Source organism: Ruegeria sp. (assembly GCF_965199275.1).
Taxonomy (GTDB): domain Bacteria; phylum Pseudomonadota; class Alphaproteobacteria; order Rhodobacterales; family Rhodobacteraceae; genus Ruegeria.
This window is the reverse complement of record NZ_CBDAQX010000003.1, coordinates 58639-84941: the sequence shown is the minus strand read 5'-3', so window position 1 is coordinate 84941 and position 26303 is coordinate 58639. Positions and strand designations below refer to the sequence as shown.

The 26303-nt window shown below is 57.8% G+C and carries 31 protein-coding genes and 1 pseudogene; 12 read left to right on the top strand and 20 right to left on the bottom strand.

Annotated elements, in window-relative coordinates:
* Window positions 1-45: 45 nt before the first annotated feature.
* The 6 genes from ACOERD_RS01365 to ACOERD_RS01340 are packed head-to-tail and all read right to left on the bottom strand — an operon-like array spanning window position 46 to window position 4731.
* A complete protein-coding gene (locus tag ACOERD_RS01365) occupies window positions 46-945 on the bottom strand; it encodes a lysophospholipid acyltransferase family protein (protein ID WP_419737776.1) in 900 nt (299 codons plus the stop codon).
* Between the two features lie 40 nt (window positions 946-985).
* Window positions 986-1255 carry an HPr family phosphocarrier protein gene (locus ACOERD_RS01360; RefSeq protein WP_170380425.1) on the bottom strand — a complete coding sequence of 90 codons (270 nt, stop codon included), beginning with the start codon at window positions 1253-1255 and terminating at the stop codon, window positions 986-988.
* A 16-nt stretch (window positions 1256-1271) separates the two neighbouring features.
* Window positions 1272-1664, bottom strand: a complete 393-nt coding sequence (locus tag ACOERD_RS01355; RefSeq protein WP_170474049.1) for a PTS fructose transporter subunit IIA — start codon at window positions 1662-1664, stop codon at window positions 1272-1274.
* Complete coding sequence (rapZ, locus tag ACOERD_RS01350; protein ID WP_419737775.1) at window positions 1661-2542, bottom strand: RNase adapter RapZ; 882 nt, start codon at window positions 2540-2542, stop codon at window positions 1661-1663. Before rapZ ends, ACOERD_RS01355 begins: the two co-directional genes overlap by 4 nt.
* The gene (locus ACOERD_RS01345) at window positions 2539-2976 is read right to left on the bottom strand and encodes an HPr kinase/phosphorylase (protein ID WP_419737774.1); all 438 of its coding nucleotides are present in this window, start codon (window positions 2974-2976) and stop codon (window positions 2539-2541) included. Before ACOERD_RS01345 ends, rapZ begins: the two co-directional genes overlap by 4 nt.
* A 36-nt stretch (window positions 2977-3012) precedes the next feature.
* Window positions 3013-4731, bottom strand: a complete 1719-nt coding sequence (locus tag ACOERD_RS01340; RefSeq protein ID WP_419737773.1) for an ATP-binding protein — start codon at window positions 4729-4731, stop codon at window positions 3013-3015.
* A gap of 129 nt (window positions 4732-4860) precedes the next feature.
* Between ACOERD_RS01340 and ACOERD_RS01335 the strand changes: the two genes are divergently transcribed.
* Entirely contained in the window at window positions 4861-6042 is a 1182-nt protein-coding gene (locus ACOERD_RS01335; RefSeq protein ID WP_419737631.1) for an ISNCY family transposase, read from the top strand.
* Window positions 6043-6181: 139 nt separating this feature from the next.
* On the opposite strand, the pseudogene ACOERD_RS01330 reads toward ACOERD_RS01335, so the two are convergent.
* Both ACOERD_RS01330 and ACOERD_RS01325 read right to left on the bottom strand, forming a co-directional pair.
* Window positions 6182-6883 (bottom strand): annotated as a pseudogene (locus ACOERD_RS01330) (response regulator transcription factor); the annotation flags it as partial.
* Between the two features lie 21 nt (window positions 6884-6904).
* A complete protein-coding gene (locus ACOERD_RS01325; protein ID WP_170692768.1) occupies window positions 6905-7171 on the bottom strand; it encodes a hypothetical protein in 267 nt (88 codons plus the stop codon).
* A gap of 60 nt (window positions 7172-7231) precedes the next feature.
* On the opposite strand from ACOERD_RS01325, the gene ACOERD_RS01320 reads away from it, so the two are divergent.
* Window positions 7232-8830 carry a phosphoenolpyruvate carboxykinase gene (locus ACOERD_RS01320; protein WP_419737772.1) on the top strand — a complete coding sequence of 533 codons (1599 nt, stop codon included), beginning with the start codon at window positions 7232-7234 and terminating at the stop codon, window positions 8828-8830.
* A 253-nt stretch (window positions 8831-9083) separates the two neighbouring features.
* On the opposite strand, the gene ACOERD_RS01315 is transcribed toward ACOERD_RS01320, so the two are convergent.
* Both ACOERD_RS01315 and ACOERD_RS01310 read right to left on the bottom strand, forming a co-directional pair.
* Window positions 9084-9593: an ISAs1 family transposase gene (locus ACOERD_RS01315; protein ID WP_419737771.1), complete on the bottom strand. Its 510-nt coding sequence runs from the start codon at window positions 9591-9593 to the stop codon at window positions 9084-9086.
* Window positions 9508-10239: an ISAs1 family transposase gene (locus tag ACOERD_RS01310; RefSeq protein ID WP_419737770.1), complete on the bottom strand. Its 732-nt coding sequence runs from the start codon at window positions 10237-10239 to the stop codon at window positions 9508-9510. Before ACOERD_RS01310 ends, ACOERD_RS01315 begins: the two co-directional genes overlap by 86 nt.
* A gap of 174 nt (window positions 10240-10413) precedes the next feature.
* Between ACOERD_RS01310 and ACOERD_RS01305 the strand changes: the two genes are divergently transcribed.
* Both ACOERD_RS01305 and ACOERD_RS01300 read left to right on the top strand, forming a co-directional pair.
* Window positions 10414-10704 carry a hypothetical protein gene (locus tag ACOERD_RS01305; RefSeq protein WP_170380432.1) on the top strand — a complete coding sequence of 97 codons (291 nt, stop codon included), beginning with the start codon at window positions 10414-10416 and terminating at the stop codon, window positions 10702-10704.
* Between the two features lie 78 nt (window positions 10705-10782).
* Window positions 10783-11280, top strand: a complete 498-nt coding sequence (locus tag ACOERD_RS01300; RefSeq protein ID WP_419737815.1) for a hypothetical protein — start codon at window positions 10783-10785, stop codon at window positions 11278-11280.
* A 4-nt stretch (window positions 11281-11284) separates the two neighbouring features.
* On the opposite strand, the gene ACOERD_RS01295 is transcribed toward ACOERD_RS01300, so the two are convergent.
* Entirely contained in the window at window positions 11285-12049 is a 765-nt protein-coding gene (locus ACOERD_RS01295; protein WP_419737769.1) for a sulfite exporter TauE/SafE family protein, read from the bottom strand.
* Between the two features lie 144 nt (window positions 12050-12193).
* Here ACOERD_RS01295 and ACOERD_RS01290 point away from each other — a divergent pair, with 144 nt between their 5' ends.
* The 3 genes from ACOERD_RS01290 to ACOERD_RS01280 all read left to right on the top strand — a co-directional run bounded on the left by ACOERD_RS01290 (window position 12194) and on the right by ACOERD_RS01280 (window position 15066).
* Window positions 12194-13885: an acyl-CoA dehydrogenase family protein gene (locus tag ACOERD_RS01290; RefSeq protein WP_419737768.1), complete on the top strand. Its 1692-nt coding sequence runs from the start codon at window positions 12194-12196 to the stop codon at window positions 13883-13885.
* A gap of 196 nt (window positions 13886-14081) precedes the next feature.
* Window positions 14082-14630: a hypothetical protein gene (locus tag ACOERD_RS01285; RefSeq protein ID WP_419737767.1), complete on the top strand. Its 549-nt coding sequence runs from the start codon at window positions 14082-14084 to the stop codon at window positions 14628-14630.
* A gap of 43 nt (window positions 14631-14673) precedes the next feature.
* Window positions 14674-15066, top strand: a complete 393-nt coding sequence (locus tag ACOERD_RS01280; protein WP_419737766.1) for an META domain-containing protein — start codon at window positions 14674-14676, stop codon at window positions 15064-15066.
* Here the strand turns inward: ACOERD_RS01280 and recO are convergent.
* Window positions 15050-15775, bottom strand: coding sequence for a DNA repair protein RecO (gene recO / locus ACOERD_RS01275; protein ID WP_419737765.1), 726 nt, complete (start codon window positions 15773-15775; stop codon window positions 15050-15052). The two genes, ACOERD_RS01280 and recO, sit on opposite strands and share 17 nt — an antisense overlap.
* A 114-nt stretch (window positions 15776-15889) precedes the next feature.
* Here recO and ACOERD_RS01270 point away from each other — a divergent pair, with 114 nt between their 5' ends.
* The gene (locus ACOERD_RS01270) at window positions 15890-16438 is read left to right on the top strand and encodes a fatty acid cis/trans isomerase (protein WP_419737764.1); all 549 of its coding nucleotides are present in this window, start codon (window positions 15890-15892) and stop codon (window positions 16436-16438) included.
* On the opposite strand, the gene ACOERD_RS01265 is transcribed toward ACOERD_RS01270, so the two are convergent.
* Window positions 16413-17444 (bottom strand): IS110 family transposase, encoded by a 1032-nt coding sequence (locus tag ACOERD_RS01265; RefSeq protein WP_419737763.1) that lies wholly within the window; start codon window positions 17442-17444, stop codon window positions 16413-16415. The genes ACOERD_RS01270 and ACOERD_RS01265 overlap by 26 nt on opposite strands.
* A gap of 214 nt (window positions 17445-17658) precedes the next feature.
* Here ACOERD_RS01265 and ACOERD_RS01260 point away from each other — a divergent pair, with 214 nt between their 5' ends.
* A complete protein-coding gene (locus tag ACOERD_RS01260; RefSeq protein WP_419737762.1) occupies window positions 17659-18630 on the top strand; it encodes a fatty acid cis/trans isomerase in 972 nt (323 codons plus the stop codon).
* Between the two features lie 83 nt (window positions 18631-18713).
* Here the strand turns inward: ACOERD_RS01260 and ACOERD_RS01255 are convergent, their stop codons facing one another.
* Genes ACOERD_RS01255 through ACOERD_RS01240 form a run of 4 tightly spaced genes read right to left on the bottom strand, consistent with a single transcriptional unit; the run spans window position 18714 to window position 21278 of the window.
* The gene (locus ACOERD_RS01255; RefSeq protein ID WP_419737675.1) at window positions 18714-18890 is read right to left on the bottom strand and encodes a hypothetical protein; all 177 of its coding nucleotides are present in this window, start codon (window positions 18888-18890) and stop codon (window positions 18714-18716) included.
* Between the two features lie 28 nt (window positions 18891-18918).
* The gene (locus tag ACOERD_RS01250; protein WP_419737676.1) at window positions 18919-19587 is read right to left on the bottom strand and encodes a hypothetical protein; all 669 of its coding nucleotides are present in this window, start codon (window positions 19585-19587) and stop codon (window positions 18919-18921) included.
* A gap of 3 nt (window positions 19588-19590) precedes the next feature.
* Window positions 19591-20313 (bottom strand): DNA methyltransferase, encoded by a 723-nt coding sequence (locus ACOERD_RS01245; protein WP_419737677.1) that lies wholly within the window; start codon window positions 20311-20313, stop codon window positions 19591-19593.
* Complete coding sequence (locus ACOERD_RS01240) at window positions 20310-21278, bottom strand: IS1595 family transposase (protein ID WP_419737678.1); 969 nt, start codon at window positions 21276-21278, stop codon at window positions 20310-20312. The genes ACOERD_RS01245 and ACOERD_RS01240 overlap by 4 nt, the downstream gene beginning before the upstream one ends.
* A gap of 96 nt (window positions 21279-21374) precedes the next feature.
* Here ACOERD_RS01240 and ACOERD_RS01235 point away from each other — a divergent pair, with 96 nt between their 5' ends.
* Window positions 21375-22232: a fatty acid cis/trans isomerase gene (locus ACOERD_RS01235; protein ID WP_419737814.1), complete on the top strand. Its 858-nt coding sequence runs from the start codon at window positions 21375-21377 to the stop codon at window positions 22230-22232.
* 122 nt (window positions 22233-22354) lie between these two features.
* Window positions 22355-23023: a PAQR family membrane homeostasis protein TrhA gene (trhA, locus tag ACOERD_RS01230; RefSeq protein ID WP_419737761.1), complete on the top strand. Its 669-nt coding sequence runs from the start codon at window positions 22355-22357 to the stop codon at window positions 23021-23023.
* A gap of 7 nt (window positions 23024-23030) precedes the next feature.
* On the opposite strand, the gene ACOERD_RS01225 is transcribed toward trhA, so the two are convergent.
* The 3 genes from ACOERD_RS01225 to era all read right to left on the bottom strand — a co-directional run bounded on the left by ACOERD_RS01225 (window position 23031) and on the right by era (window position 24692).
* The gene (locus ACOERD_RS01225; RefSeq protein WP_170662549.1) at window positions 23031-23354 is read right to left on the bottom strand and encodes a SemiSWEET transporter; all 324 of its coding nucleotides are present in this window, start codon (window positions 23352-23354) and stop codon (window positions 23031-23033) included.
* 103 nt (window positions 23355-23457) lie between these two features.
* Window positions 23458-23787 (bottom strand): DUF1491 family protein, encoded by a 330-nt coding sequence (locus ACOERD_RS01220; RefSeq protein ID WP_170641401.1) that lies wholly within the window; start codon window positions 23785-23787, stop codon window positions 23458-23460.
* The gene (era, locus tag ACOERD_RS01215; RefSeq protein ID WP_419737760.1) at window positions 23784-24692 is read right to left on the bottom strand and encodes a GTPase Era; all 909 of its coding nucleotides are present in this window, start codon (window positions 24690-24692) and stop codon (window positions 23784-23786) included. Before era ends, ACOERD_RS01220 begins: the two co-directional genes overlap by 4 nt.
* 158 nt (window positions 24693-24850) lie before the next feature.
* Here era and ACOERD_RS01210 point away from each other — a divergent pair, with 158 nt between their 5' ends.
* The gene (locus ACOERD_RS01210; RefSeq protein WP_419737759.1) at window positions 24851-26227 is read left to right on the top strand and encodes a multicopper oxidase family protein; all 1377 of its coding nucleotides are present in this window, start codon (window positions 24851-24853) and stop codon (window positions 26225-26227) included.
* Window positions 26228-26303 lie beyond the last annotated feature (76 nt).

Sequence of the window (26303 nt, the reverse complement as noted above, 5' to 3'; positions counted from 1 at the left end):
ATCCGGTCTCGCCCCCGGGATATTTTAGCCAGATAAAGGAGCGGATCAGCGCTTTGCTATGCCGCCCAAAGACATCGTGTGGTTTCGCAGCCACGCCATGAAACCGCGCGGGTCGCGTTCAAGCAGTTGCATGTCTTCATCCGAGATCGGCTCTCCGATCACCGGGGACTGGGGCTTGTTGCAAGAGCGGACGATCTCATGCAGCAACAGGCCCTGCCGTAAGATCGGCGAGAGTTTGTTGGCGATCTGATAGGCACGCGAGTTGCGGCCGGGGAAGTAGATCGGCACCACGGTCGCGCCTGAACGGCGGATCATCTTGGCGGTGAAGACGTTCCATTCGCGTTCAATCGCCGGCCCGAACCAATCATCCGAGGACATCACCACGCCCGAAGGGAACAGGGCGACCACGCCACCCTCTTTTAGGTGGTCCATCGCCTTGGTCCGCATTTCCAGCATTTTGGTTTGCGCTTCAGGATCATGCGGGAAGGGAACGGGGATCATGAACGAGGTCGCAGCCTCATCCAAACCAGTCAGAACCGAGCGGGTCAGGATACGGTAGTCGCTACGGACACGTCCAATCAGTTCAGCGAAAATCATGCCGTCCACCATGCCATGAGGATGGTTGGCGACAACGACAACGGGGCCGGTTTTAGGAATACGTGCAATCTGTTCTTCGGGCGTGGTGAGGGTAATCCCCATCGTCTTGAGCGCCCCACCCCAGAACCGCTGGCCACGATACTGCTCGTTTTTCTTTTCGAATTTATTGACCATCCGAAGAATGGTCAGCTTGCCAGTACACCATTCGATGGCGCGGATTGCCGTCGCGGTCCAGGCATCGTCGAACGAATTGGCATAGGTTAGGGTTCTACGATCGTAGACCTCGCCCTGATCTTCGGTCCCGTCTACAACGGGGCCTGTCTTGGTGTCGTGCGTTGTTTCCGCCAATTCCTGGTCTTCCCGTTCTTCCTGTCCCGGCGGGGTGGCTTTAGAACCCCTCGCCGAACTTGTCGTTCACAAGCGTTTCCAAGGCTTCTGCCAATGCCTCAGCATCCGGCCCGGAAGTCTCGACGTCAATAGTGGTTCCGCGCGAGGCTGCCAACATCAAAAGGCCCATGATACTGTCGCCTGACGCAGAAAGCCCGTCCTTGGAGACTTCCGCACTTGCATCGAAACCTTCTACCACCTCAACCAGCTTGGCCGAGGCGCGGGCGTGCAGGCCCTTTTCATTGATGATTTTCAAGCTTCGATTGGTCATTTCAATACGTCCGGTCCTAGTCCAATGTCACATTTTGCGCATTGATGTACTTGCGTCCAGCCTCCATCGCGTGACGCACGGCGTCGGCCACGGGCAAGTGGCGACTTTTAGCCAGTTTGATCAGCATGGGAAGGTTCGCGCCATACAAAATGCGCCGATCCTGCGGCGCACAGGCCCGGAGGCTGAGGTTCGAAGGACTGCCGCCGAACAGGTCCGTGACGATCACCACACCGCCCCCCATATCAACGTCGTTTGCGGCGCGGCAGATTTCGGCCTGCTTTTCATCACGGTCATGATCGGCTTCGATCGCAATCGCGACGAGGCCGGGCTGAGGCCCGACAACATGCTGCATGGCGGCCAGATACTCTTTGGCCAACCCTCCATGCGCTACGATCACTATCCCGATCAATTCGGCCTCACATTCAATGCGCGTCGTTCCATCTCGCGGTGCCTAATTGCCACCTGCTGCCCCCTGTCTGCAAGGGCTTTCGCAACCGCCTCGGCCAAAGCGACAGATCTGTGCTGGCCACCGGTACACCCGAAAGCAACCGACAGATGCGCTTTGCCCTCGGCGCGAAAGGCAGGCAGCAAAAGGTCCAGCATTCCGACCACCTGGTCAAAGAACGGAGCGTAGTTCTTATCGGACTGGACATAGCGCGCCACGTCAGCGTTTCGACCGTCGGCGGCACGCAATTCGAGCCGCCAGTAAGGATTGGCCAGAAAACGGCAATCAAACACCATGTCGAGGCCGCGCGGCAGGCCGCGTTTGTAGGAAAAAGACTCGATCGAGACCGCAAGATGGCGGCCACCTTGTGGGGCGAACCAATGTTCGACCTCTTCACGCAGTTGGTGAACATTCAGGGCGCTGGTGTCGATCAGGGTATCGGCGATTTCGCGGATCGGGGCCAGCAGTTCTTTTTCCTGGCGCACGCCGGCTTCAGGGCCCGCGTCCTTCGCGACAGGGTGACGCCTGCGGGTTTCCGAGAAGCGGCGCAGAAGAACCTCATCACTGCAATCCAGATAGAGAACGTTCAGGTCAACCTGTTCCATACGGCCCAGCTTGGCGGCCAGTTCGATGAACCCGATGGTCGAGAAATCCCGGTTGCGCGCATCAATCCCCAAAGCCATGGGCCGATCATCCCCAGCCCCTTCCAGCAGGCGCGTCAGCAGGCCCATGGGCAGATTGTCTATTGCCTCAAACCCCAGATCCTCAAGCACGTGAATGGCTGTCGAACGCCCTGCCCCGGACGGCCCGGTCACCAGGACGATCCGCCGTTGCGCTGTCATGTGCTGGTCCATTCCGAGTCAACGCGCCCCATTTTAAGCAGTTGCATCAGTGCTTCGGCCAAATTGGGCACGCCGGCGCCAAACAACAAGGGTACATAGTGCCCCAGCAACTGCAAAGTAACGGGCTCCGGCAGGCGGGCGGGCTGCGTCTGGTCCATATCGAGCACATAATCCAAAGCCACCGGGCCGCAAGGGGCGGCGCGCAACAGTCCGATGCCACGCGCCTCGATCAAGCCCGCAATCCGCTGTGGTGCGTCGGCAATCACCGCGCCCTCGTCCCGGCTCAGATCGACCCGGTCGTCGGCAACCAGATCAGCCCCAAGGGCCATCATGCGAAGGGCGAGTGAGGATTTACCCGACCCCGAGGCCCCAACGATCAGCAGCCCCCGCCCCTCAACCGCGACGCAGGTTGCGTGAACGCAGGCACTCTCCATGTCCGCGATGTCTGAAAGAGTCTGACTGCACATGTCCTAGACAGGAAGCCCCACGACGAAACGCGCACCCAGCGGCTCCGAGGTGACATCGGCTTCGGTCGGTCGGATATTCTCGGCCCAGATCACACCGCCATGCGCCTCGACAATCTGTTTCGAGATCGCCAACCCGAGGCCCGAATTGTTGCCAAAATGCTCCTCGGGCCGTTCAGAGTAGAAGCGTTTGAAGACCTTGGTCAGGGCCTGTTCCGGAATGCCGGGGCCTGTGTCTTCGACGACGACCAGTACGCGGCTTTCGCGCTGACGCACCCAAACACGGATCGCATCGCCATCTTCACAGAAGGAGATCGCATTGGTGATCAGATTGACGAAGACCTGCGCCAAGCGCGCCTCAAGCCCATTGATCACGATCGGTTCGGCGGGCAGGTCGGTGGCGTATTCAATACCCTTGGACTTGGCATCTTCGCCCAGAAACTGACCCAGATTGTCCAGCAGTTTCAGCAGGTCAAAGGGCTGTTCGGCCTCTTTCACAAGCTCCGCATCCAACCGCGAGGCGTTAGAGATGTCGCTGACCAGACGGTCGAGGCGCCGTACGTCATGTTCGATGACGCCCATAAGCTTTTCACGCTGATCGTCGCGCTTGACCATCCGCAGCGTTCCCACAGCGGATTGAAGGCTGGCCAGCGGGTTCTTGATTTCATGCGCCACGTCGGCCGCGAATTGTTCATTCGCGTCAATCCGGTTGTAAAGCGCCGTGACCATGCCCCGCAGCGCCAGGCTAAGGCGACCGATCTCATCAGGACGCGCGCTCAGATCCGGAATGCGGATGCGGCCCGGATTAACGCCGGTACCCCGGTCCTTGCCCATCTCGGCCGCGGCGGCCAGATCGGCCAGCGGATTGGCAATGGTCGACGCCAGAACAAGGCTGAGACCAACCGAGACCAGCAGGGCGACAACAAACATTTGCAGGATCCGCTCCTGCTCGCGCCGAGCCAGCGCGTCGATCTCACCTGCCGGGCCGGTTATCGCAACAGCTCCGACCGTCGCGTCGTTGAACACAATGGGAGAGGCGGCAACGATCACCGTCTCGTCCATCTCGTCCCGAACGGCCTGCACCTGCGTTCTGCCGCCAAGCGTATCTGGGATGATGGATTGCACCCGTTGGGCCAGTGTTGGGGCCTCGTCAGTCGTTGACCAGTTGAACACCCGGGACACCCCGGTCCATACCGCATTCAAAGCGTCACTGATAACGGTGCTTCCGGTTTGGATGTCCGCCTCTGATTGCAGGATGGTTGACAGATCCACCGCAACGGAGGCACCCCGCGTCCAGCCGATCAACGTGCCGCTGGCGTCGTAGACGAAAACTTCACCACCTTCTGGTAGGCTTAACCCTGCCAGCGTGTCACCCACATCCAGCACCCGCGGGTTCTGCGCGCCCGCGGCTGCGTTCTGACGGATCTGAGCCTCGAACACGTTGCTAACCAGCTGCGCATCGCCCATGAGATTGCGCGCGGTTTGCTGCACCTGTTCCTTCCGGGAATCGTCCAGATACAAAAGCCCGGTCACCAGAATGACCAAAGCGATCAGGTTGAAGGTGACGATCTTGCGTGCCAAAGGCGAGCCGCGCAGAGAAAACAGGTTCCTCCGCGACCGCTTTTCTCGCAGCTCGGCAGACTCGGGGTCTTGCGGGATAACCCAGTCATCCCCGATGACGACATCACCGTCGTGCAGCTCGTCAGATTGGTCAGTGTCACGCACGGGACCACAATACCTTCAAACGGGGCGCGTGCCTATTCTTCGTTGTAGCGGTGTCGCTAACACGCGATATGTCCGGTGTATGTAACATGCGATCTGTCCGGTTCTATTCTGTCTCTGAGAGGAGGCGTTATGAACCGAGCAGAAGTGTTACAGGAAGTTCGACTGATGAAGTTTGAAGATGTGTATTCGCGGCGAAGCGCGAACAAGCTGACGCAAGAACAGGCGGCTGAGATACTGGGTGTATCCGTGCGCACCGTCAGGCGTTGGGAGGATCGATTTGAGGCGGATGGTGCAGAAGGTCTGTACGACCGTCGGCTTGGCAAACTGGCCAACAATCGTGTTGCCACGGATAAGGTCATGGAGATGCTTGAACTGTTTGATACCAAGTACTGGGATTACACGCCGAAGCATTTCCACGAGAAGCTGGTGGCCCACCATGGTTTCACACAGAGCTACAACTGGGTGCGGCTTACACTGCAGCGCCACGGCCGGGTTCAGGCAGCACCCCGACGAGGTGCCCATCGGCGCAAGCGGCCCCGCCGTCCGATGGTTGGCATGATGTTGCATCAGGACGGCTCCAGCCATGAATGGGTTCCGGGTCAGTGGTGGGATCTGATCGTCACCATGGACGATGCCACCAACCGGGTTTATTCGGCATTCTTTGTCGAGGAAGAAGGGACGATGAGCAGTTTTCAGGGGCTGACAGAGGTGATCGAGGCGCAAGGTCTGTTTTGCTCGCTCTATGCCGATCGGGGCTCTCATTACTGGCATACGCCCGAAGCGGGCGGCAAAGTGGACAAGGACAATCTGACCCAGGTCGGGCGCGCCTTGCAGCAACTCGGCATTGAGCTGATCCCGGCCTATTCACCGCAGGCCCGTGGACGGTCTGAACGCATGTTTGGCACGTTCCAGAACCGATTGCCGCAGGAACTGCGGTCCCATGGGATCACAACCATTGAAGAGGCCAATCAGTTCCTGAAAGAGGTCTATCTTCCCGAACACAATGCCCTGTTTGCAAAGGAGCCGGAGGATACGACCTCGGCCTTCGTGCCGTTTACAGGCAATGTGCGCGACACCCTGTGTGTGCAGGAAGACCGCGTCGTCGGCAACGACAATACGGTGCGCTACAAGGGCCTGGTCATGCAGATCGCGGCAGACAGGCACCGTCATCATTTCGTCAAGGCGAAGGTCAGGGTCCACGAATACCCCGATGGTCAACTGGTCATCTTCCACGGCCCGAGATGCATTGGCCGCTACCAGCCTGACGGATCACCCATCACACAGGAGGATAGCAAACACAAAGTCGCGTGACCCGCTTCGACGTGGCGCGAACGCGGTGGCCCAAATCTACGGTCGCCTACGGCTCCCTCCGAATTGGGCCACCGCGCAATCAACTGAAGCGGACAATTGGCATGTTACCTACACCGGACAATTCAGAATGTTCTCGACATTCTTCGTTGTAGCGGTAGCCAATACCATAGAGCGTCTCGATGGCCGAGAACTCAGGATCAGCGGCGCGCATCTTCTTGCGAAGACGTTTGATGTGGCTGTCGATGGTGCGGTCGTCGACATAGACCTGATCATCATAGGCCACATCCATCAGCTGGTCGCGGCTTTTGACGAAGCCCGGGCGTTGTGCCAGGGCCTGCAGAAGCAGAAACTCGGTCACGGTCAATGAAACATCATTACCCTTCCAGGTCACCGCGTGACGCAGCGGGTCCATCCGCAACTCACCACGTTCCATGACCTTCGCATCACCGGTGTTGACCGCAGCGCTATCGCCCTCGGTGGCCTCCTGACGACGCAGCAAGGCGCGAATACGTTCGACCAGAAGGCGCTGCGAAAACGGCTTCTTCACATAGTCGTCCGCGCCCATGCGCAGACCCAGAACTTCGTCGATCTCGTCATCCTTGGAGGTCAGAAAGATAACCGGCATCTGGGTTTTCTGGCGCAGCCGCTGCAACAGATCCATCCCGTCCATCCGCGGCATCTTGATATCCAGAACAGCCATATCGGGCAGCTTTTTGTTGAAAGCATCCAGCGCAGCCTGACCGTCATTATACGTTTCAACCTCGAAACCCTCGGCTTCGAGCGTCATGGATACCGACGTAAGAATGTTTCTATCGTCATCCACTAGTGCAATCTTTGACATTGGGGTCACCCCTATTCCTGCTCATATACGCAATAATACGCTTTTTTGTAGGATATTGTTGGCGGTTTTAAGGCGCCGAATCAATCCGTAACCACGAATCAAGCCTTTCTTGCGGCAGTTCTGCGGCAAAAATGCCTTGCCGACCGCAAAATGCTGCCCGGTTTTCCGACAGGAAATTTGTGATGGCGCTAAACCTAGACTTGGTTGCGCTAACTGCGTCAAAGCCTCCTGTTCATGCCCTAAACGACCATGATAAGAGGACGCCTGTCCGCCGGAGTCGTCCGGCATGATTGCCCCAAGAGCGCACCGGGCCGAACTGCCTCTGCGCCGCCACAGGAGAAGACACACATGACATCTGGACGGGTTAACCCGCAATTCCGCCTCGAAGATCAGGGCATCGAGGGTCTGGGCAATGTCTATTACAACTTCATGGAACCGGCGCTGATCGAAGAAGCGCTGAAGCGCGGCGAAGGCACCCTTGGCAATGGCGGGGCCTTTCTGGTCACCACCGGCAAGTTTACTGGCCGTTCGCCTAAGGACAAACACGTTGTGAAAACCGACAGCGTCGCCGACAGCATCTGGTGGGAAAACAACGCCGCCATGAGCCCCGAAGGCTTTGACGCACTGTACGAGGACATGCGGGCCCATATGAAAGGCCGCGACTATTTTGTGCAGGACCTCGTTGGCGGGGCCGATCCGACTTATTCGATCAATGTGCGTATGGTCACCGAGTTGGCCTGGCACAACCTGTTCATCCGCCATCTGCTGCGCCGCCCGGATCGCGAAGATCTGGATGATTTCACGGCTGACTTCACCATCATCAACTGCCCCAGCTTCCAAGCGGATCCCGCCAAGCACAATTGCCGTAGCGAGACAGTCATTGCACTGAACTTCGACCGCAAGCTGATCCTGATCGGTGGCACCGAATACGCGGGCGAGAACAAGAAATCCGTCTTTACGCTGCTGAACTACATGTTGCCGGAAAAAGGCGTGATGCCGATGCACTGCTCGGCCAACCACGCCGTTGGCAACCCGGTCGACACCGCTGTCTTCTTCGGCCTGTCGGGCACCGGCAAGACCACCTTGTCCGCCGATCCAGCACGCATTCTGATCGGTGACGACGAACATGGCTGGTCGGATCGTGGTACCTTCAACTTTGAAGGCGGCTGCTATGCCAAGACCATCAACCTGAACGCCGAGGCTGAGCCCGAGATCTACGCGACAACCTCGAAATTCGGCACGGTGATCGAGAACATGGTCTTCGATCCCGAAACCAAAGAACTGGATTTCGACGATGACTCGCTGACTGCGAACATGCGCTGTGCCTACCCGCTAGAGTATATCTCGAACGCATCCAGCAGCGCTCTGGGCGGTCATCCCAAGAACATCATCATGCTGACTTGTGATGCGTTCGGCGTTCTGCCTCCGATCGCGCGGCTGACACCGGCGCAGGCCATGTATCACTTCCTGTCGGGCTTCACCTTTAAGGTGGCAGGTACCGAACGTGGCGTGACCGAACCGCAGCCAACCTTCTCGACCTGCTTTGGCGCGCCTTTCATGCCGCGCCGCCCTGAGGCCTATGGCAACCTGCTGCGTGACAAGATCGCCCAGCACGGCGCGACCTGCTGGCTGGTCAACACAGGCTGGACCGGTGGCGCCTACGGGATTGGCAGCAGGATGCCGATCAAGGCGACCCGCGCCCTGCTGACCGCCGCGCTGGACGGTTCGCTGGCCGATGCCGAGTACCGCAAGGACGCCAATTTCGGCTTCGACGTGCCTGTCTCGGTTCCCGGAGTGCCTGAGGTTCTGCTGGATCCGCGCCGCACTTGGGATGATCAGGTTGCGTTCGACAAGCAGGCAGAGAAGCTGGTGCAGATGTTTGCGGAGAACTTTGAACAGTACATTCCGTTCATCGACGAAGACATCAAGGCTGTTGCCATCGGCTGACCTGAATCAAGGGCGCTTCGGCGCCCTTTTCTATGCCTGAGCGTTCACCTTCCGGTTACCGCGCGGAAACAGCATATACAAATGCGTTGTTCCGAAGTTTCCGATACGCTACACTCGCTACATTAAATTGGCCCGGAGCTTTTGCACCGGGCCGAATCTTAAAATAACCTTTGGGCAGCTCATGCGCGGACACTCACACCAGCGAATTGGGCAACCTAATCACGACGCTAGTCTAAGTAGATGGGGTAAAGTGTCAATATGAAACCAGCCCAGGGCGATTCAGAGAAAGGTGTTTTTTGGGTTGATCTGTGACGATTCTGATAGCCCGTGCGCGGTTGTCCTGCATCATTTCGATAGCCTTTGTTGGTGATTTCGATATGCGCTTGAGCAAGGTTCTGGTCGCGCTGACAAGGGTAAAGATATTGCGTGGCGCGTTGTCAGATCGGTTGGTGTAGCGATCCTCTCCCAGAGTGACATCCTTGTCGCGGTGCATGGTCTCGATGCGCCAATGGTTACGGTTCAGGCGCAGGATGTCTTTGGGTTTGGGCCGCGTCAGGCTGGTGATGAGATACACTGTCTCGGCCTGTGTTCTGGTAATCTGCCCGGCGCGGATATGCTCGCGGGTTCGGCTGATGCAGGCGATACTGCGGATCGTTGGCCACTGCTTGCGCATGTGCTCACTCAATGCCTCGACGGGAAGGATCTCGATGCGGCGCTGGTCGATTCTGCCGTGCCCCGATTGCGGCGTCTCCCGCCATTCCAACAGGGGGAAAAACCGGCGTCTTGAACGCCGTTTCGATTTCTCCCCGCAGGTCTTTCTGATTGTTCTTTACAGGGAACACGTAATCGCCACCCCTTTCCACAACTTTGGAAGTGACTGTTTTTTGGCAGAAAATGGCATCCCCGGTGACGATCTGTCCCGCAAGGTCAATCTGGTTCAGCAGCCGCAGGGCATCAGGTATTTCCATGCCCTTGCCGCGCGATGATGTGTGTCCGACGGATTGTTCAAGCGTCGCGCAGAACCCCGACAACACATGTTCCGCCTTGCCTGCCGCGTCCTTGCTGCCACGTAGAGTTTTGCCATCAATGGCGATCTGATGGTGAGCTTCATCATCTTGTGCTGGTGCCGTAAGCCGCCCAAACGCCTGCGCCAGGGTAGCCGGGTCGAGGATACGTAGCGTTTCCGTTAGCGTTGCATGGCAGGGTGACGCGCGCCCGCGACGGAACCCCAAGCGCATGAGTTGACGCGGCGTGAGCGTACGACCAAGGCGGAACGCCGCCATCATACCCTTGCGCCCACTGAGCATGGAGAGAAGCATCAACCCGACCAGCGCTTCAAGTGGGTGTTGACGGCCCTTTTTGCCGCGCGGGTCGGGAATTTGACGCAATACTGAACGAACCGATACCATCGCTGAAACCTCCTGTACCTGACATCCATAGAATGGATTCACTCAATCAAATGATTTGCAAGCGCTTTTTGACGTCTGGTAAATAGCCCTGAAACCAGCCAGACACCACGGTGTTTGGACATATTTTCCAGGTTTCGGCTTTGGCCGCGTTGGCACGAAAAAGACAGGTAAGATATGACCGAAATCTCGAAACTCACCGAACTTCGCAAGCTCATGCAAAGCATGGAGCGCACACTGGGCCTTGAACAGCTTTCTCCGGTCGAGCGCGACATTTATTACGCTGCCGAAGAGCTATCGAAAGCCGACCAAGAAGTCCGGACATTCGGCTTGATCGAACACACTCTGGTCCAGAGCGTTTCGCGGCCCACCTTTTTCCGCGCGCTGAAGTCGCTGGTCGAAAAGGGTTATCTGTCGCAAAGCGGCACAGCCAATCGCGGACGGTATATCGTACATGCACCACGGTGACGCCGCGCCCCGGCAGATCAACGGCTGATCGACGTGCGCAAGTGGGCCTCGGAAACATTTTTTGCCTCTTTGGCCTATGTGATCGCATCCTTCCTCACTTTTGAGGTCCTGATGCCTTTGCAGAACTTGTTCTTTCCCGAATATCCAAGCCGGGCAAGTTTGCTGTTTTTGCCACACGGCGTGCGCGTTTTATCCGCGTGGCTATTGGGCTGGAGGGCGATCTTTGCCCTTCTTCCCGGTGTTTTCATCGTTTTCGCAGCACTCGGTGGCAGCGATGTGTTCCTGCCCAGCCGCCTTATGGCGATGGCAATCGCAGTAACAACGGTTCCCGCGGTCTTCTATCTCTGCAAGTGGCTCGGCTGGGATTTGTTCCCGCGCGCCGACCGGAAACCCTGCTGGATCTGCATCATGGGCGTCGGCGTTGTAACCTCGTTCCTGGTCTCGGGTCTGACGAATTTAGCCTTCGGCAGTGCGACCGTTGAGTACATCGCCTTTCTGATCGGAGACGTCTCGGGCCTGTTCTTCCTGATGCTCGGCCTCTATTTCGCTTTTCGCTTTGCGGACAAGCGGGCGTGATCCGCTAACCGAACAGACCACGGCGGACAAGGTTCAGCCCAGCAACCAACAGTACCAACAGGGTTATTTTCCGAAACAGGGCCTGATCAATGCGGTCCTGCAATCGCATCCCCAGCCACAAACCCGCAAGGGCTGGCACGACCAAAACGGCTGAGAACGGCGCAGTCTCTCGGTTCAGTATCCCTGATCCGATATGTGCCACTGTCAACGCAATAGCACCCAAACCATAGATCACGCCCTGCACTCTCAACTGCTCTTGCTTTGGGGTGTTCCGGGCCGTCAGATACGCCACGGTCGGGGCCCCCCAGACGCCCGATATCCCACCGACAAAGCCTGCAATTACGCCGAAGATCGCTTCTATACGCGCTGATGCCGCCTTAAGGGAAAAGGTAACCCCGAGGATCTGCAGCAATGCAAAGGCTGTCACCGGAATGCCGATCAACATCAGGAAGGTCGAAGCTGGAACCAGCGTCACAAGTTGTGCCCCGAGCAGCAGAAAGATCAAACCGACGCTCAGAAAGACCCGGAACCGTCGGATCGACGCGATAGCCGCCCGCCCCCCTTCCTGCAGCGCCTGTACGCCGTTGGTCACGACGGTCGAGAAGATCAGACCGGCAACAGCAAGCTCGGGCGGCAGAAACATACTCAACCCCGAAACCAGAACCATCGGCATCGCAAAACCGACCATGCCTTTGACCCATCCGGCAAGACAGGCAATCGCGGCGGCAAGGGCAAGATCGGTCGGAGAGAGTGTGGAAAACAATGTCATGGCGTCTAGATATCACCCTGTGCGCTCTCTGCACTGCAAAAATGCCAAGGTAATATTTGAACTTTTTCGCTACGTAATAAGTATTTTTGTTGCGCTGCACGTGCAGCATGATATGACCAGACGACGCAAAAGAGGACGTGATTCATGGCCCATGACGGACAGGATATGACCCAGATGACGACAGCTGCGATTTTGCCGGACCTTTTGGCCCTGACAAAGGCCGCTGTACCAGCGGTTGAAGCTGTATTTGAGCGCGCGCGCGATTCGGTACGGTCCATGGTCGAGGCTGACGGTCGCGTCTCGGGCGCGTTGATCGAGGCGAACCAGACAGCGGCCCACGGGCTGGCATGGCTGGCGACCTATCATCAGTCCCTCGCGCAGATGCAACGCTGGGCCGAAGCGCTTGAAGCGGACGGCAAGTTTAGCGAGATTGAGCAACTGCTGCACCAGATCGCCTTTGGTGAGTATTTGCATCAGGTCGCTGGTGGTATCCCCATGAACCAAGGCGAAGTTGTACGCCTGCAGGATCTGGGGCTGGGCTGGGACGCTCTGTCCGGGTTCCAGACTTCTGAGATCCAGACGCTGATGGCGCGGGCCAATACGCAAGCCGCGCGGTCTCGCCTTGTCGCCCTGATGGAAGACCAGGCGGGAGCCACCATGTTCGGCGCGTCGGGTCTGGACGAAGAACTTGAGATGATCCGAGACCAATTCCACCGTTATGCCGTCGAAAAGGTCGAACCGCACGCCCATGACTGGCACCTCAAGGACGAACTGATCCCGATCGAAGTCATCGAAGAACTGGCCGAGATGGGCGTTTTCGGCCTGACCATTCCCGAGGAATTCGGCGGGTTCGGCCTGTCGAAAGCCTCGATGTGCGTGGTGTCCGAGGAGCTTTCGCGTGGCTATATCGGCGTCGGCTCTCTGGGCACACGCTCCGAGATCGCGGCCGAGTTGATCATCGCAGGCGGCACGGATGAGCAAAAAGCGAACTGGCTGCCGAAACTGGCCAGCGCCGAGATCCTCCCGACGGCCGTGTTCACCGAACCCAACACCGGCTCGGATCTGGGCAGCCTGCGCACACGCGCGGTCAAAAACGCCGATGGCGACTATGAGATCACGGGCAACAAAACGTGGATAACTCACGCGGCCCGCACCCATGTGATGACCCTGCTGGCACGCACCAATTCTGACAGCACGGATCACCGTGGCCTGTCGATGTTCCTGGCCGAAAAGACTCCGGGCACGGACGAAGCCCCCTTCCCCACCCCCGGCATGACCGGCGGTGAGATCGAGGTGCTGGGCTATCGCGGCATGAAGGAATACGAGCTGGGATTCGACGGCTTCCACGTGAAGGGTGAAAACCTTCTGGGCGGCGAAGAAGGCAAAGGCTTCAAACAGTTGATGGAGACTTTTGAATCCGCCCGCATCCAGACCGCCGCCCGCGCCATCGGCGTTGCGCAAAGTGCGCTGGATATCGCGATGCAATATGCGCAGGACCGCAAGCAGTTTGGTAAATCGCTGATCAACTTCCCGCGCGTTTCCGGCAAGCTGGCGATGATGGCGGTTGAGATCATGATCGCGCGGCAGCTGACCTATTTCTCGGCTTGGGAAAAAGACCACGGACAACGCTGCGATCTAGAGGCCGGTATGGCCAAGCTGCTGGGCGCACGTGTGGCCTGGGCCGCGGCCGATAACGGGCTGCAGATTCACGGCGGTAACGGCTTCGCGCTGGAATACAAGATCAGCCGCGTCCTTTGCGACGCGCGTATCCTGAACATTTTCGAAGGGGCTGCCGAAATTCAGGCACAGGTCATTGCACGGCGTCTGCTGGGCTGACCGAAATTCGGCAACTTCATTTCCCCAACTGAACCCGGCGCCCGCGCCGGGTTTTTTTCTTGAACTGCACATTTTGTCCGTGGCGCTAACCACGCGTACATAACCAATTCCGAACACTCCTCACTGCAACTTCCCCCTTCCCGATCCTGCGCAGATCACTTACACGACCTTTCGAAACCCGGACGGAGAGACAAACGTGATACGCCTGACCGCGCTGCTGGCTGCCTTGGTGATGCTGACCCTTGGGGCCTGCGCTCCGTCTTCGACCGTTACACGGGCGGATGTCGATGGGCTGGCGCTTGAGATCCGCAACCTTGGCCCCGATGTCGATCCGGCCGAGGCCCGCCGCGCCGCGGAAATCTCGTACAGCTATTCGCAGCAGTTGAAGCGGGACTGGAACGTGACGGATTCGCCGATCGTTCACAACGCCAAGGTCATCAACGGCTTTCGCGACTACGGCCTATGCAATGACTGGGCGCAGGCCATGACCCGGCGCTTGCAGCAAGAGAACTTTCAAACGCTGGATGTGCATTGGGCCACCTCTCCTCCGACCACGTTCCGCATCATCCACCATTCGGCAGCGATCAGCGCGCGGGGAGACAGCCTGAAGGACGGCGTGATCCTTGATCCCTGGCGGCAGAGCGGCGACCTGTTCTGGGGCGAGATCTCGGAAGACGACCGTTACAACTGGCGGCCCCGGCTGGAGGTGCGCGAAGAGCTGATCTCGGCCAGCGCGGGCAGCTGAGATTCCGGTTCAGCACAAACCGAAGTCGCGCTAGATTGTGCCCATGCTACGCCTGACCCTCGTTCTGCCCTTGATGGCCCTGTTTCAATGCGACCGCGACGAAACCGTGGCCGCCTATGGCGCGTCTGACCGGTCCTGGGTGCTGCAAGAGATTGACGGGCTGCCCTTTGAAGCCAGCGCCCTGCTGCAATTCCCCGAGGAGGGCAAAATCGCCAGCAATGCCCCCTGCAATAGCTACAAGGGCACGCTAAACGCGCCCTATCCCTGGTTCGAGATCAAGGACCTTGCCGCCACCCGCGCCGCCTGTGCCGCGCTTGAGGCCGAGGGCATGTATTTCGCCGCCCTGTTGGCGATGACTCAATCCGAGGTTTCGGGCGATGTTCTGATCCTTCGGAATGGGGACGGGCACGAGATGGTGTTCAAAGCCGCCGAGTAAGCCTCTCGATGAACCGCGCCCGCGCCTCAGGTAGCGGGTGATGGCCAAGCGCAGGTGCAACACGGTGTTCCATGAAATACCCCGTCGTGTTCAGTCCCTGCACGATCTCGGCATCCGGGGCCGTCCCTTCGCCCCGAAGACAGGCAGGCAGGGGCAACAGGCGATCGGCCCATTCCCCTGCGCCTTCAACGCTGACGGCCCGACCCGTTTTGGGTGAGACATAGACCAGCCCCTCGGTCGCGCCGGTCACAGCGCAGGAGGTCAAGTCGAGGCCAAAGCCGAGTTCCTCAAGCAGTGCAAGTTCCCAGCGCAGGTAGGCCAGCGGCCAGATCTCATCCTGCCCGAGCAGATCCATCAACTGCTCGGTCTGGGTGTAGATGGCGGGATGCGGCTCGCGTTCGGGCAGGCAAAAGGACAACAGCGACACCACGGCGTTCAGCCCCGCCAACGCAAGCCGACCGGAAAATGCCGCCGCCGCGCGCGACCGCAGCGGTTCGACTTGGAAAGTGCCAATATGTTCCTCAAGCCGCGCCCGCCACAGCACGTCCAGCTGCGCGCCGGGCTGCAGGATCGGCGCGATTTTGCGGCTGGTGCCCCCACGCACCACGCCCGCGTGACGGCCATGGGCCTCAGTGAAGACCTCGATAATCGCGGCCGTTTCACCGTGGCGGCGCGTGGTCAGTAAAATGCCGTGATCGCGCCAGTCCAAGGCAAGCTCCGGGTCGGGTTGGAAATCGATCGCCTCACAAGAGCGCAACTGCACGCCGGGCGCAAGCGGGATGGGGGACTCGACAAACCGGATACGACGACCAAGAGTGGAGCAATGGGACAAAAGAAGCCACGGCCAGCCAATTTCTGGGTAACGCTGATCGCATGGATCATCGTCCCCCTTTCCGCCTTCGCTCAGGCAGACTGGTCGCAGGTCAAACCGGTTCTCGACAAGCGATGTGTGGTTTGCCATGGCTGCTACGACGCACCCTGTCAGGTCAAGCTGACCTCGCCCGAAGGGCTTTTGCGCGGCGGCAACAAGCTGGCGGTTTATCATTCGCAGCGTCTGGAAGATGCCCAGCCCACCCGTTTGGGACAGGATGCCACAACAGTTGAGGGGTGGCGGGATTTGGGGTTCCATCCGGTTCTTCCGCAGGCACAAGGCGAGACCAGCCTGCTAGAACGCTATTTGGCACTGGGGGCCGAGAACCCTCTGCCCCCCAACGCGCCCCTACCGGACTCGTTGGGGCTGGCGCTTGACCGCCCCTTGGACTGCCCAACCGATCAGGAGTTCGACGCCTTCCGCGAAAGCCATCCCATGGCCGGAATGCCCTATGGGACTGCTCCTATGATGATTGTCAAGCATGACATTGATTTTGTTTGATTTTAAATTCGACAAAATCGTCGAAGACCCAGCCGTTCTTGAGCGTGTCATAGATGATCTTGAGCAGCTTGCGGGCAGTGGCTATGATCGCCTTGCCCGCGCCACGGCGTTCCTTGATGCGCCGATAATGGCTGTTGAGATATCCCGAATAGCGGATCGCGATGAGCGTACATTGCACCAGCGTGGTGCGCATGAGCTTGTTGCCGCGCTTCGTGATCCGCCCGTGATGTTCGGTTTCGTTTGAGTTGCTCACCTTGGGCACGATGCCGACATAGGCGGCCAGCTTGTCCGCGTCGGAGAAGTCTTCAACCCTGCCGATCCCCGCCAGCAGGACCGCGGCAGATCGCGCACCGATCCCCTTGATGCTGGTGAGCCCCTCAAAGCCTTTCATGGCCGAGGCGGCCTCCTCGATGGCCTTGTCGAGACGGCTCAGGGTTTCGGTCAGGCCGAGCGCCTGGTCCCGCAATGCCGCCAGTTCGACCTGCTCAAGCGGTGTGAAGCGGCTGAGATCCAGGTCGCGCAGGCGCTTCTTGCTGGACAACCCTTCCTTCTTCAGCTTCATGCCGTGGCGGACAAACATCGCGTGGATGCCGTTCAGCAGCATGGTGCGCTGTTTGACCAGCATGTCACGCGTCCGGGTCAGCGAGGCCAGTTCGCTTTCCTGAGTGGACTTGAGCCGGGTTTCCGGCAGCATGTCCTTCGACAGGAAAAACGCCAGGGCGCGGGCATCGTTGCGATCGGTTTTCTTCACCGATGTGCGGATCACTTTAAACTGGCGCGGGTTGACCACAACGATCCGGCCGACACAGGGTTCCACCTCACCGCAGAACCAGGCCGTGTTGCCGGTGGCCTCGACCGCCAGTTCGTCATCCGCATCAAGGCTCTGACAGAACTGCTCAAGCGCCTGCGCGGACAGTTGAAAGGTTTGGAATGTTTCCGATCCGTCCGTCTCACGCCGACAGATCGTGAAGGAATTCGTATGAAGATCGACACCTATGTAAGCCATGGCTATACTCCCTGCTCAAGGAGGCGGAGCCCCCAATGGGGCGTGAACGGCCAAACCAAGCTCCTATGCAGGATCACCGGCCAAAACCGGGCCCTATGGGGGCTGTTCGGAAACAGGCGAAGGCTAAGCTCCACTACAGGGTCACAATGCCCTACGAAAACATCCAGCCTGAGACCTATCCGCCTCCCCGAATCCTCTAACAGATTCAGGGCGTTTGGCCGATCACAAATCATTCATACCCCCTCCACTGACAGCCTCAGAACATGCGTTGCTGATGGATTGGGTGCAGAGCGGAGCAGCCTTGCCTGAGGCGACCACGCCATTGCCGGATGATATCCAAGCGCAGGTTTCCGCTTGGGAGACATTTTTGAACGCCTCCGACCCGCGCGCGCAATTGATGAACCGGTATCTGTTCGAACACCTGTTTCTGGCCCGCCTGCATTTCGAAGGCGATGACCCACGGCGGTTCTTTCAAATGGTCCGGTCCAGAACACCCGGTGGAGAAGAGATCGACATCATCGCCACCCGCCGCCCGTTTGATAATCCCGGCGAAGGGCCATTCTACTACCGTTTGCAACAGGTCGATGAGACCATCGTCCACAAGGAACATCTCGTCTATACGCTGAGCCCTGATCGCATGATGCGGTTTCAGGCGCTGTTCCTGCAGCCCAATTGGGCACTGACCGACCTGCCCTCCTATGGCGACGCCGAGGGCGGAGACCCCTTCTCGACCTTCGCGGCGATCCCCGCGCGCAGCCGCTATCAATTCCTGTTGGACGACGCACTGTTCTTCGTACGCAGTTTCATCCGCGGCCCCGTCTGTCACGGAGAGACTGCCGTTGACGTCATCGAGGACCGGTTCTGGGTCAGTTTCCTTGACCCCGACGCAGACCTCTCGATCACCGACCCAAGCTTTCTGGCCGCGGGCGCTGCGCTTCTTGAGCTGCCCGTCGCGCAGGTGGATCAAAGCTTGGGCGATTTGCACATGTTCTCGCATCAGAACCAGGCCCAGTACCTTGAGTTCCGAGATACCCGCTATCGCAACAGCCCCGCGCGTCAAAATGGTTGGGGCTATGACGCGATCTGGGATGGCGAGGGAACCAACCCGAACGCCCTGATCACCGTGTTTCGGCATTTCGACAACGCCTCGGCCCTGACGGGTTTTCATGGGGAATTATATACTTAAGTAACATTTTTATAGTGGACTGTCGCATATTGACGCGATAAAAACGAAAACCGCGCAAGGTATTTTAGCACTCTGCGCTCTCTTTAATCAGGCTTCTTGATACTCATTGGCCGCATGAATGCAGCCCTGATTTCATCCAATGACATTTCAGGCATGTCGATTTCTTCTTCCAACTCAGCCTTGGTCGGTTGATATTTGTTCGATCTGATGTGCAGATCGGCGGGTTCAGGCAGGTCTGCATTGTAACGTTGGTTTGTCATGCGAATTCCTAAATTGAATACATTGGTTTTAGCCGAGAAGTTCTCGCAAGCGGGTTTGGATTGGTTCAATTTTAGCCAGTTCGGTCAACAAAAACTCTACGTTGTCGGGGCCGTCGGCCTGACGCGCCCGCACAATACTGTCGTAATCAATTTCCAACAAATCACAAAACTCCCGACCTGTCATTGCCTCATCGATTGAAATTCTCTTCTTGAATCCTTCCCAGATCGCTTGCTTGTCTTCTTGATTGAAAGCACAAAAGTGTGCCTGGAACCGATATTGAATATGCTGGGCGTTGCGTTGAATGAACCCGTGCATTGACTGCCTCTCTGCGCTAGCTTTTTTTGTGTCGAACACATGACCGTCCTTCAACTCAACTATATGGCAGTTTTGCTCGCCTTTTCGGCGCTTGAAAACCATAAAGTCAGGCTCTGATCCCGAAAAATCCAAGGTCCGACTTCGTTTAATTTCACGTTTTCGGGCAAGCAACACGCCCTCAGGCATGATTTCTTGTTCCAAAAAGGTGTCCAGATTAGGGATGTTGGGAACAGCTTCCACGATCATCGATTCCAGTTCTGACCCCGATGAGATTACAGCTGACTGTATCTTGCTGGCCAATTCACCTAACGCTTCATTCCCAAACAACCGGGCGTAAGAACCAGATGTGTTCTTTGGTTTGGCATCCCGTAATCGTGCCATAATCTAACCGTTCAAGTCGCAACCAAGGAAGGTGCGGCCATGGTTTCGTGCCGCTTGCAGAACCGAAAACGACCCGGCAGCCGGATCAATTACAAAATCGCCTTCGTGGCTCACGGCGGCCATGAGTTGACCTTGTATGTCTATTGGTTTGGAATGTGGGTGATCCCGCTGGGATACTTGTTCTTGAATTACATCTGGAATGTTATGTATTTTCCACACGCCTTTTGCCTTACGCGGCTGTTTCTGTAGTACTATGCAGTATTCTCCTCTGCGCCGAGTGCGATAGCCCATACCAAATGTACCCTTGTTCCACGTTAAAAGATCCACAATGTCCAGCCTCGTTCCGTCCAGCCACGGGTGAATACCTTGGCAAAGGTGAAACTTATCCACCCATAAAAAGAGATGGCCTGATGGGATAAGCGTACGATCTATTCCGCGAATAAAATTGGCGATGGCCTCCTCCGGCATTTGCTGTAGGGCGCTGCGGCGTTTTCCACGAACTTTGCCTTCGTTCCCATATGCCAGCTTTTCAAGCACGCCACGGTATTGGGGATCGAAGAATGCGACTGGAACTGCGTCCGCAGGTATAGCGGAAAGGAACTCAAGACCGTCCATCTTAAGGCGCGTGTTGGGCTTAAGGACATCGGGAAGCACCAGCTTTGGCACGGTCACCGTGCGCGTGTTGGAAAATACCCCGGCAGTACTTTGCGAAGTTCCGACGCTCATGACCGCGCTCCGCTATTCAATCCGTTATCCTCGATTAGCTTCTTGTAAGGCAGGTTCTTTCCAGCCATCCCATGCACAACGCCGCCCATTTGGTCGATTGTATCCTTTGGCCTGTTGTTGTGACGGTGCTGAAACTCGTCCACATAGCGTTGCAGATGCTTGGGCGACATCTTGTGATAGACGCCATTATAACCCCGCTTCATAGGAGCCCAAAAGCTTTCCAGCCCGTTGGTGTGCGCCTGATCGCGGACATATTCACCCACTGAGTGCTTTACCACCTCATGCGGCCTGTCAATGCCCTTGTAGGCACTAGCCTCATCGGTATAGAGTGTTGCTCCTTCGACGGCATGCTCGTTCACAAACCCCTGCAAGGTCTCTTTGTCTGTGCTCTCTACCACTTTGGCAACAACCTGACCCGTTTCGCGATCCCTGATACCAGCAACAGCAGCCTTGCCAACAGCGCCACGTCCAGCCTTGAGTTTCTTCTTCGCGTGTTTGTTGCCTTCCTTGCCGCCTATGTAGGTTTCATCTGCTTCGACTGGGCCATTAAACCAAGGCATGTTTGCCTCCATTGCAGCCCGAAGACGATGCAGCATGAACCACGCGGACTTCTGCGTAACACCAAGCTCACGGTGCAACTTCATCGAAGATACGCCCTTAAGGTTAGTTGTGAACAAGTAAATACCAATGGCCCATGTGCGATATGGTAGCCGGGTATTCTCAAGGATCGTGCCGACCCGAACCGTAAACATGGGTTTTTTGGAGCACTCACGACACCTGTGCGTCATGCTTGGATGCCTGATGCCTGACTGCACGTTGAAAGAACCGCAATGCGGGCAAAACGGACCATCTGGCCAATGTAGTTCCTCAATCCACTTACGCGACTTTTCTTCATTACCGAACATTGCAGCAACCTGTAGGAAGGTCAGGCCCTTGCGGTTTGATTTTCCCGGTGCTTTTGTCATTTTTACACTCCTGAATGTTATTAAAATGTAACAAATGCGTCGGAGTCCGTCAATCATAAATGTTACTTAAGTATATAATTCCCTTTTCATGGCGATATTCCGGAAACTGCCTGGGTCATCGACTATCCGGTGTTTGAACGGATCTACTACAATCTGGTTGCCGGATATGACGTGTTCGGACGTGTCGAACACCAACTGGCGACCCGTATCTACATGGACGAATTGCGAATGGAGAGTGAGGACAACTTCCTGACCTTCATGCCGCGCAATCTGCGGCCGGGGATGCACGAAAGCTGGTATCGGGGCGTTCTGGCTAGATTGCACACTTTCTGGCACACCCGTCGCATCGACGACACGATGCCCACGGGGATCACGTTTGAAACGGATGCTCCAAAGCAGGAGTTTTTTCTGCGGCTTCTGGCCCGTGGCAATGGGCTATGGTCGCTCTCCGACCCTATCAACCGATGCGACGATGGGGATTGCACGCAGGTTGCCTTGACAGCTCTGGCCAGCCAGACCGGGCCGTGGGTCAAGTTCCTGCCCGACCTTTCCTTGCTGGTGGTCGAGACAAGCGACGACACGACCGAGGTTTTCACCCTGATCCACGACAAGGCCCATACCAACATTGCCTTCCTGTTTGACGAATCCGCCCGGCGAGAGCCCGAAAAAGACGTTCTGACCATTCTGCCTGAGATGATCGGAAGCTACCCAAACTTCTTCTTCAAACTGCCTGAAGCGCAATTGCCCGACTTTATTCAGGCTGTGAAAGCGGTCGCCACGCAAGAGGATTGGATGCAGTTGATTGCCGATTTCGGCGTGCGCCGGACCAGCGAAGACTTCTGGGTCATCAGCGATAAGATCCACGCCCGTTTTCTGAAGGACAAACCAATTCAGGCGGGTATTCTGGACCTCAACCGGTACAAAGACCCAAAGCCCGGCGAAGATCCGACCTGAGCATTGCGGTTTGATGAAGAGTGGATGAAAAACACCCGCCAGCGCCGCAAGCTGTGACGCCCACACTATAAGTTCAGCCGGGCAGACTTGCCCAAGGACGGCAGCGGCCCTACCCTTTTACCATGCGATCTTTTGCACATATCCGGCCAGCCTATAGCCGGGCCGAGCGCATCAGTGACGGAGTTGTACATGTTCTGGGTCTGTTTCTAGCCCTCATCGCGGTTCCCATTCTGATTGTCATGACGATGTACTATCGCGCCGACCCGGACGCAGTTATCGGCGCGTCGATCTACGGTGTGACGCTGATCCTGATGCTCAGCTTTTCTGCGCTCTACAATATGGTCGTCAGCGACCGCTGGTCCGAAGTTCTACGCAGGCTGGATCACTCGGGCATCTATGTGAAGATCGCAGGCACCTACACGCCGTTCCTGCTGCTGTCCGGAGCGCAAGCCCCGGGGCTGATGATCGGCCTTTGGTCATCAGCCACGCTGGGATCAGTGCTTAAGATGGTAGACCCTCACCGCTTTCGCTGGATCGGGCTGGTCTTGTATCTGGGCATGGGCTGGGCTGCCGTCTGGAGCGGGCATGCCTTGCTAGACGAGCTGCCACCCTCGGTCCTAGCCCTTATGATTGCCGGAGGGGTAGTCTACACCGCAGGCGTCATCTTCTACCTGTCCGATTGGATGCCCTATCACAACACGATCTGGCATGTTTTCGTTCTGGCAGGCAGTGTTCTGTTCTTCGCCGCCGTATCGCTGCGGGTGTCGTTGGAGCCGTTGTTGTTGGGCTAAGGACCCCTCAGAACGTCAGGCCCGCGTGCATCAGGATACCAACCACCATCAACAGGTTGAGGATCATCGAAATCCCATTGCCCACGTAAATCGGCAGCTTCCCGACAACCAACCCATAAGCAAACCACAGGAATGACAGCGCAGCATAAAGCGACCAGGACAAAAGCGACTGGCCAGTGGCGTGTTGCGAGTGGGTGAAAAACAGCTTGATCAGCTGCGGCAGCGTGGCAAAGGGGCCGACGACACCAATGAAGACCATGAAGCCTTCGAATCGCTGCATCCAATGACCCAGGTTCGATTTTTCAAGTTTCTCAGCGAGTGTTTCAGCCACGCCAACACCTGACCTTTTTGCGGTTATCTCAATGATCGGCCTTGCCGACCTGCCCTTCAAACTAGACGGTTTGAGCCGCCTGTCCAAGTCCCTGTGGGTGGGTCTATTCCAGCCCCTCTTCATCCAGCAAATGCCGCCCCTGCCGGTCTTCGACCTCAATCACCCAGAGATCAGGGTCAAAGCTGCGCTGGCGCTGGATGGCCTCGTCCACATCTCCTTCGGCGCCGCTTGAGAGTTCCACCCATTTGCGCGCGCCGCTCATCAGGTCAAAGCTGCGTTGGAAGGCCACCGCCTGCCCGTCGAGTGTGTTGAGCTTGACCAGCACCGCACCCGCCGTGTCGTCGCCATGCGCCACCACAAAGGCCGGTATTTCCTGAAACCGCAGCCGCGCCAGATAGGCATGGACCCAGAAGTCTGCGGTCAGACGGGTCATGCGTTGCCGTCTTTGAAATCCAGACCCATTTCCGAGTAACGCTCGGATTCCTCCAACCAGTTGGGCCGGACTTTGACTTGCAGGAACAGGTGAATCTTGCGGTCGAGGAACTCTTCCAATTCCGCCCGCGCGGCCTGGCTGACGGCCTTGATCGCCTCGCCCTTTTTGCCCAGCACGATGCCTTTGTGGCCGTCGCGCATGACATAGATGATCTGATCAATCCGGGCCGAGCCGTCTTTGCGCTCTTCCCAGCTCTCGGTTTCGACGGTCAGCTGATAGGGCAGCTCCTGATGCAGGCGCAGGGTCAGCTTCTCGCGTGTCATCTCGGCGGCGATCATCCGCAGGGGCAGATCAGCGATTTGGTCTTCGGGATAAAGCCACGGGCCTTCGGGCAGCTCACCCGCCAGCCATTTGCGCAGGTCGTCGACGCCGTGGCCTTTCTCAGCCGAGATCATGAAGGTCTCAGCAAAAGGGTAGCGAGCGTTCAAGTCGCTGGTCAGCGCCAACAGCTTCTCGGACGGCACCTTGTCGATCTTGTTGATGGTCAGCGCGATGGTGCGGCCCTGCCCGATCTCTTCGAGACCTTCGAGGATCCGCTCGACGCCTTCGGTGATGCCGCGATGGGCCTCGATCATCAGGACAACCACATCCGCATCAGCCGCCCCACCCCAGGCAGCGGCAACCATGGCTCGGTCCAGACGGCGGCGCGGTTTGAACAGGCCGGGCGTATCCACAAAAACCAGCTGCGCGTCGCCCTCCATCGCCACGCCACGGATGCGGGCGCGGGTGGTCTGCACCTTATGCGTCACGATCGAGACCTTGGCCCCGACCATGCGGTTCAAAAGGGTGGATTTGCCTGCATTGGGCTCTCCGATCAGGGCGATAAATCCGGCGCGTGTGGTCATGTGTGTTGCGATCCTGTTTGCAAGTGCGCACCCCTATAGCAGAATGCCCGCGCGGGCCAGAGGGTTTTGTCGCATTGCGATCCGTTGTGCGCAGTGAAACTGTAGCCATACGCCACGCCCATGACAGCCAGGCGAGGATTTCATCAAAGAGGCAATTCATGAAACGTCGCGAGTTCTTTTTGGGCACCAGCGCCGCCGCAGGGGCAATCGGATTGGGAGGGTTCGGTCTAGCCTCGGCCGCGCCTGAACTGGTCATCCAATCGGCCAGTTTTACATTGCGCGATCAGGTGACGACCGGGATGGTCAGCCTATCCTCTGATGCGCCGCCGCCGGTACTGCGGGGCCGTCAGGGCGAGGCGATGCGCCTGCCGGTGCGCAACTCGACACTGAACTACACCGCGATGCATTGGCACGGGCTGCGCATTCCGAACGCAATGGATGGCGTTCCCTATCTGACCCAGATGCCAATGGGGCCGAATGAACTGTTCGACTATGAGTTCACGCCGCCCGATGCCGGAACCTATTGGTACCACCCCCATTGCATGACGATGGAGCAGATGGCCCATGGTCTGACCGGCGTGATGGTCATTGCCGAGGCCGAAGACCCCGGATTTGACAGCGAACAGATCGTCAATCTGCGTGATTTTCGTCTGGATGATGAAGACCAGTTCCTGCCCGCGTACACCCAGCGCGGCGCAGCAAGGGCTGGAACGTTCGGCAATCTACAAACCGCGAACTGGCTGGATACGCCCGTTTATGACCACGTCTCGGGCGGGTTGGTACGGCTGCGGGTGGTGAACACGGACACGACCCGGATTTATCGGCTGCATCTTGCGGGCGGCAAGACCCGGATCATCGCCTGGGACGGACATCCGGTTGATGTCGAGCTCCCCCTGCCAAGCGCCGAGGACCCTCTGCTCGTCGGACCGGGCCAACGGGTGGATTTTGCAGTGGCGATGCCCTCAGGCGAGGGGCAGATGGTGGATCTGGTCGCGAAACTGCCGGGTCAGCCGCATCGCCCGATGGCACGTCTTCGGGCCGTGGGCGCGGATGTTGCGCGTGATTTGCGGGAGTTGAAACCATTGCCCCCGAACCCGGTTGCACGGCCTGATCTCGCCACTGCCGAGCTGCATGAGTTCGTCTTTGGCTGGACGCCCGAGGGTGGAGAGCCGAATAACGGGTTCTGTGGCTCTCTGGGGTATAATTTCTGGTCGATCAACCGGACCCCGTGGGCAGGAGATGCCACCGAGGGCGTTGGCCCTCTGGCCGTATTGGAGATGGGCAATAGCTATGTTCTGCGGCTACGGAACGAATCGCCGAACCTGCACCCGATCCATTTGCATGGGCTTGTATTTACGCCTTTGAAGTCGAACCTACGCAAACTGCCGCCTTTGCTGACCGATACCATGCTGCTTTTGAAGGATGAGGTCGTTGAGATCGCTCTGGTCGCCGACAATCCCGGTGACTGGGCCTTTCATTGCCATGTGATCGAGCATCAGAAAACTGGTCTGACCGGGTATATCCGGGTGGTCTAAGGATTGGATTGGCTGCGCCAATCCAACCGGGAGGAGGCCAGCCCCCTCGTCCGGATTTCATCCGGCCTCACCCCCG

Bases quoted from the DNA above. Each gene is read 5' to 3' on its own strand.
- ACOERD_RS01360 (WP_170380425.1), bottom strand. From the start codon at position 1,255: ATGACCAATCGAAGCTTGAAAATCATCAATGAAAAGGGCCTGCACGCC.
- rapZ (WP_419737775.1), bottom strand. From the start codon at position 2,542: ATGACAGCGCAACGGCGGATCGTCCTGGTGACCGGGCCGTCCGGGGCA.
- ACOERD_RS01345 (WP_419737774.1), bottom strand. From the start codon at position 2,976: ATGGAGAGTGCCTGCGTTCACGCAACCTGCGTCGCGGTTGAGGGGCGG.
- ACOERD_RS01335 (WP_419737631.1), top strand. From the start codon at position 4,861: ATGAACCGAGCAGAAGTGTTACAGGAAGTTCGACTGATGAAGTTTGAA.
- ACOERD_RS01325 (WP_170692768.1), bottom strand. From the start codon at position 7,171: ATGCCGGACGACTCCGGCGGACAGGCGTCCTCTTATCATGGTCGTTTA.
- ACOERD_RS01320 (WP_419737772.1), top strand. From the start codon at position 7,232: ATGACATCTGGACGGGTTAACCCGCAATTCCGCCTCGAAGATCAGGGC.
- ACOERD_RS01310 (WP_419737770.1), bottom strand. From the start codon at position 10,239: ATGGTATCGGTTCGTTCAGTATTGCGTCAAATTCCCGACCCGCGCGGC.
- ACOERD_RS01305 (WP_170380432.1), top strand. From the start codon at position 10,414: ATGACCGAAATCTCGAAACTCACCGAACTTCGCAAGCTCATGCAAAGC.
- ACOERD_RS01295 (WP_419737769.1), bottom strand. From the start codon at position 12,049: ATGACATTGTTTTCCACACTCTCTCCGACCGATCTTGCCCTTGCCGCC.
- ACOERD_RS01290 (WP_419737768.1), top strand. From the start codon at position 12,194: ATGGCCCATGACGGACAGGATATGACCCAGATGACGACAGCTGCGATT.
- ACOERD_RS01280 (WP_419737766.1), top strand. From the start codon at position 14,674: ATGCTACGCCTGACCCTCGTTCTGCCCTTGATGGCCCTGTTTCAATGC.
- ACOERD_RS01270 (WP_419737764.1), top strand. From the start codon at position 15,890: ATGGGACAAAAGAAGCCACGGCCAGCCAATTTCTGGGTAACGCTGATC.
- ACOERD_RS01265 (WP_419737763.1), bottom strand. From the start codon at position 17,444: ATGGCTTACATAGGTGTCGATCTTCATACGAATTCCTTCACGATCTGT.
- ACOERD_RS01255 (WP_419737675.1), bottom strand. From the start codon at position 18,890: ATGACAAACCAACGTTACAATGCAGACCTGCCTGAACCCGCCGATCTG.
- ACOERD_RS01250 (WP_419737676.1), bottom strand. From the start codon at position 19,587: ATGGCACGATTACGGGATGCCAAACCAAAGAACACATCTGGTTCTTAC.
- ACOERD_RS01245 (WP_419737677.1), bottom strand. From the start codon at position 20,313: ATGAGCGTCGGAACTTCGCAAAGTACTGCCGGGGTATTTTCCAACACG.
- ACOERD_RS01240 (WP_419737678.1), bottom strand. From the start codon at position 21,278: ATGACAAAAGCACCGGGAAAATCAAACCGCAAGGGCCTGACCTTCCTA.
- trhA (WP_419737761.1), top strand. From the start codon at position 22,355: ATGCGATCTTTTGCACATATCCGGCCAGCCTATAGCCGGGCCGAGCGC.
- ACOERD_RS01220 (WP_170641401.1), bottom strand. From the start codon at position 23,787: ATGACCCGTCTGACCGCAGACTTCTGGGTCCATGCCTATCTGGCGCGG.
- era (WP_419737760.1), bottom strand. From the start codon at position 24,692: ATGACCACACGCGCCGGATTTATCGCCCTGATCGGAGAGCCCAATGCA.
- ACOERD_RS01210 (WP_419737759.1), top strand. From the start codon at position 24,851: ATGAAACGTCGCGAGTTCTTTTTGGGCACCAGCGCCGCCGCAGGGGCA.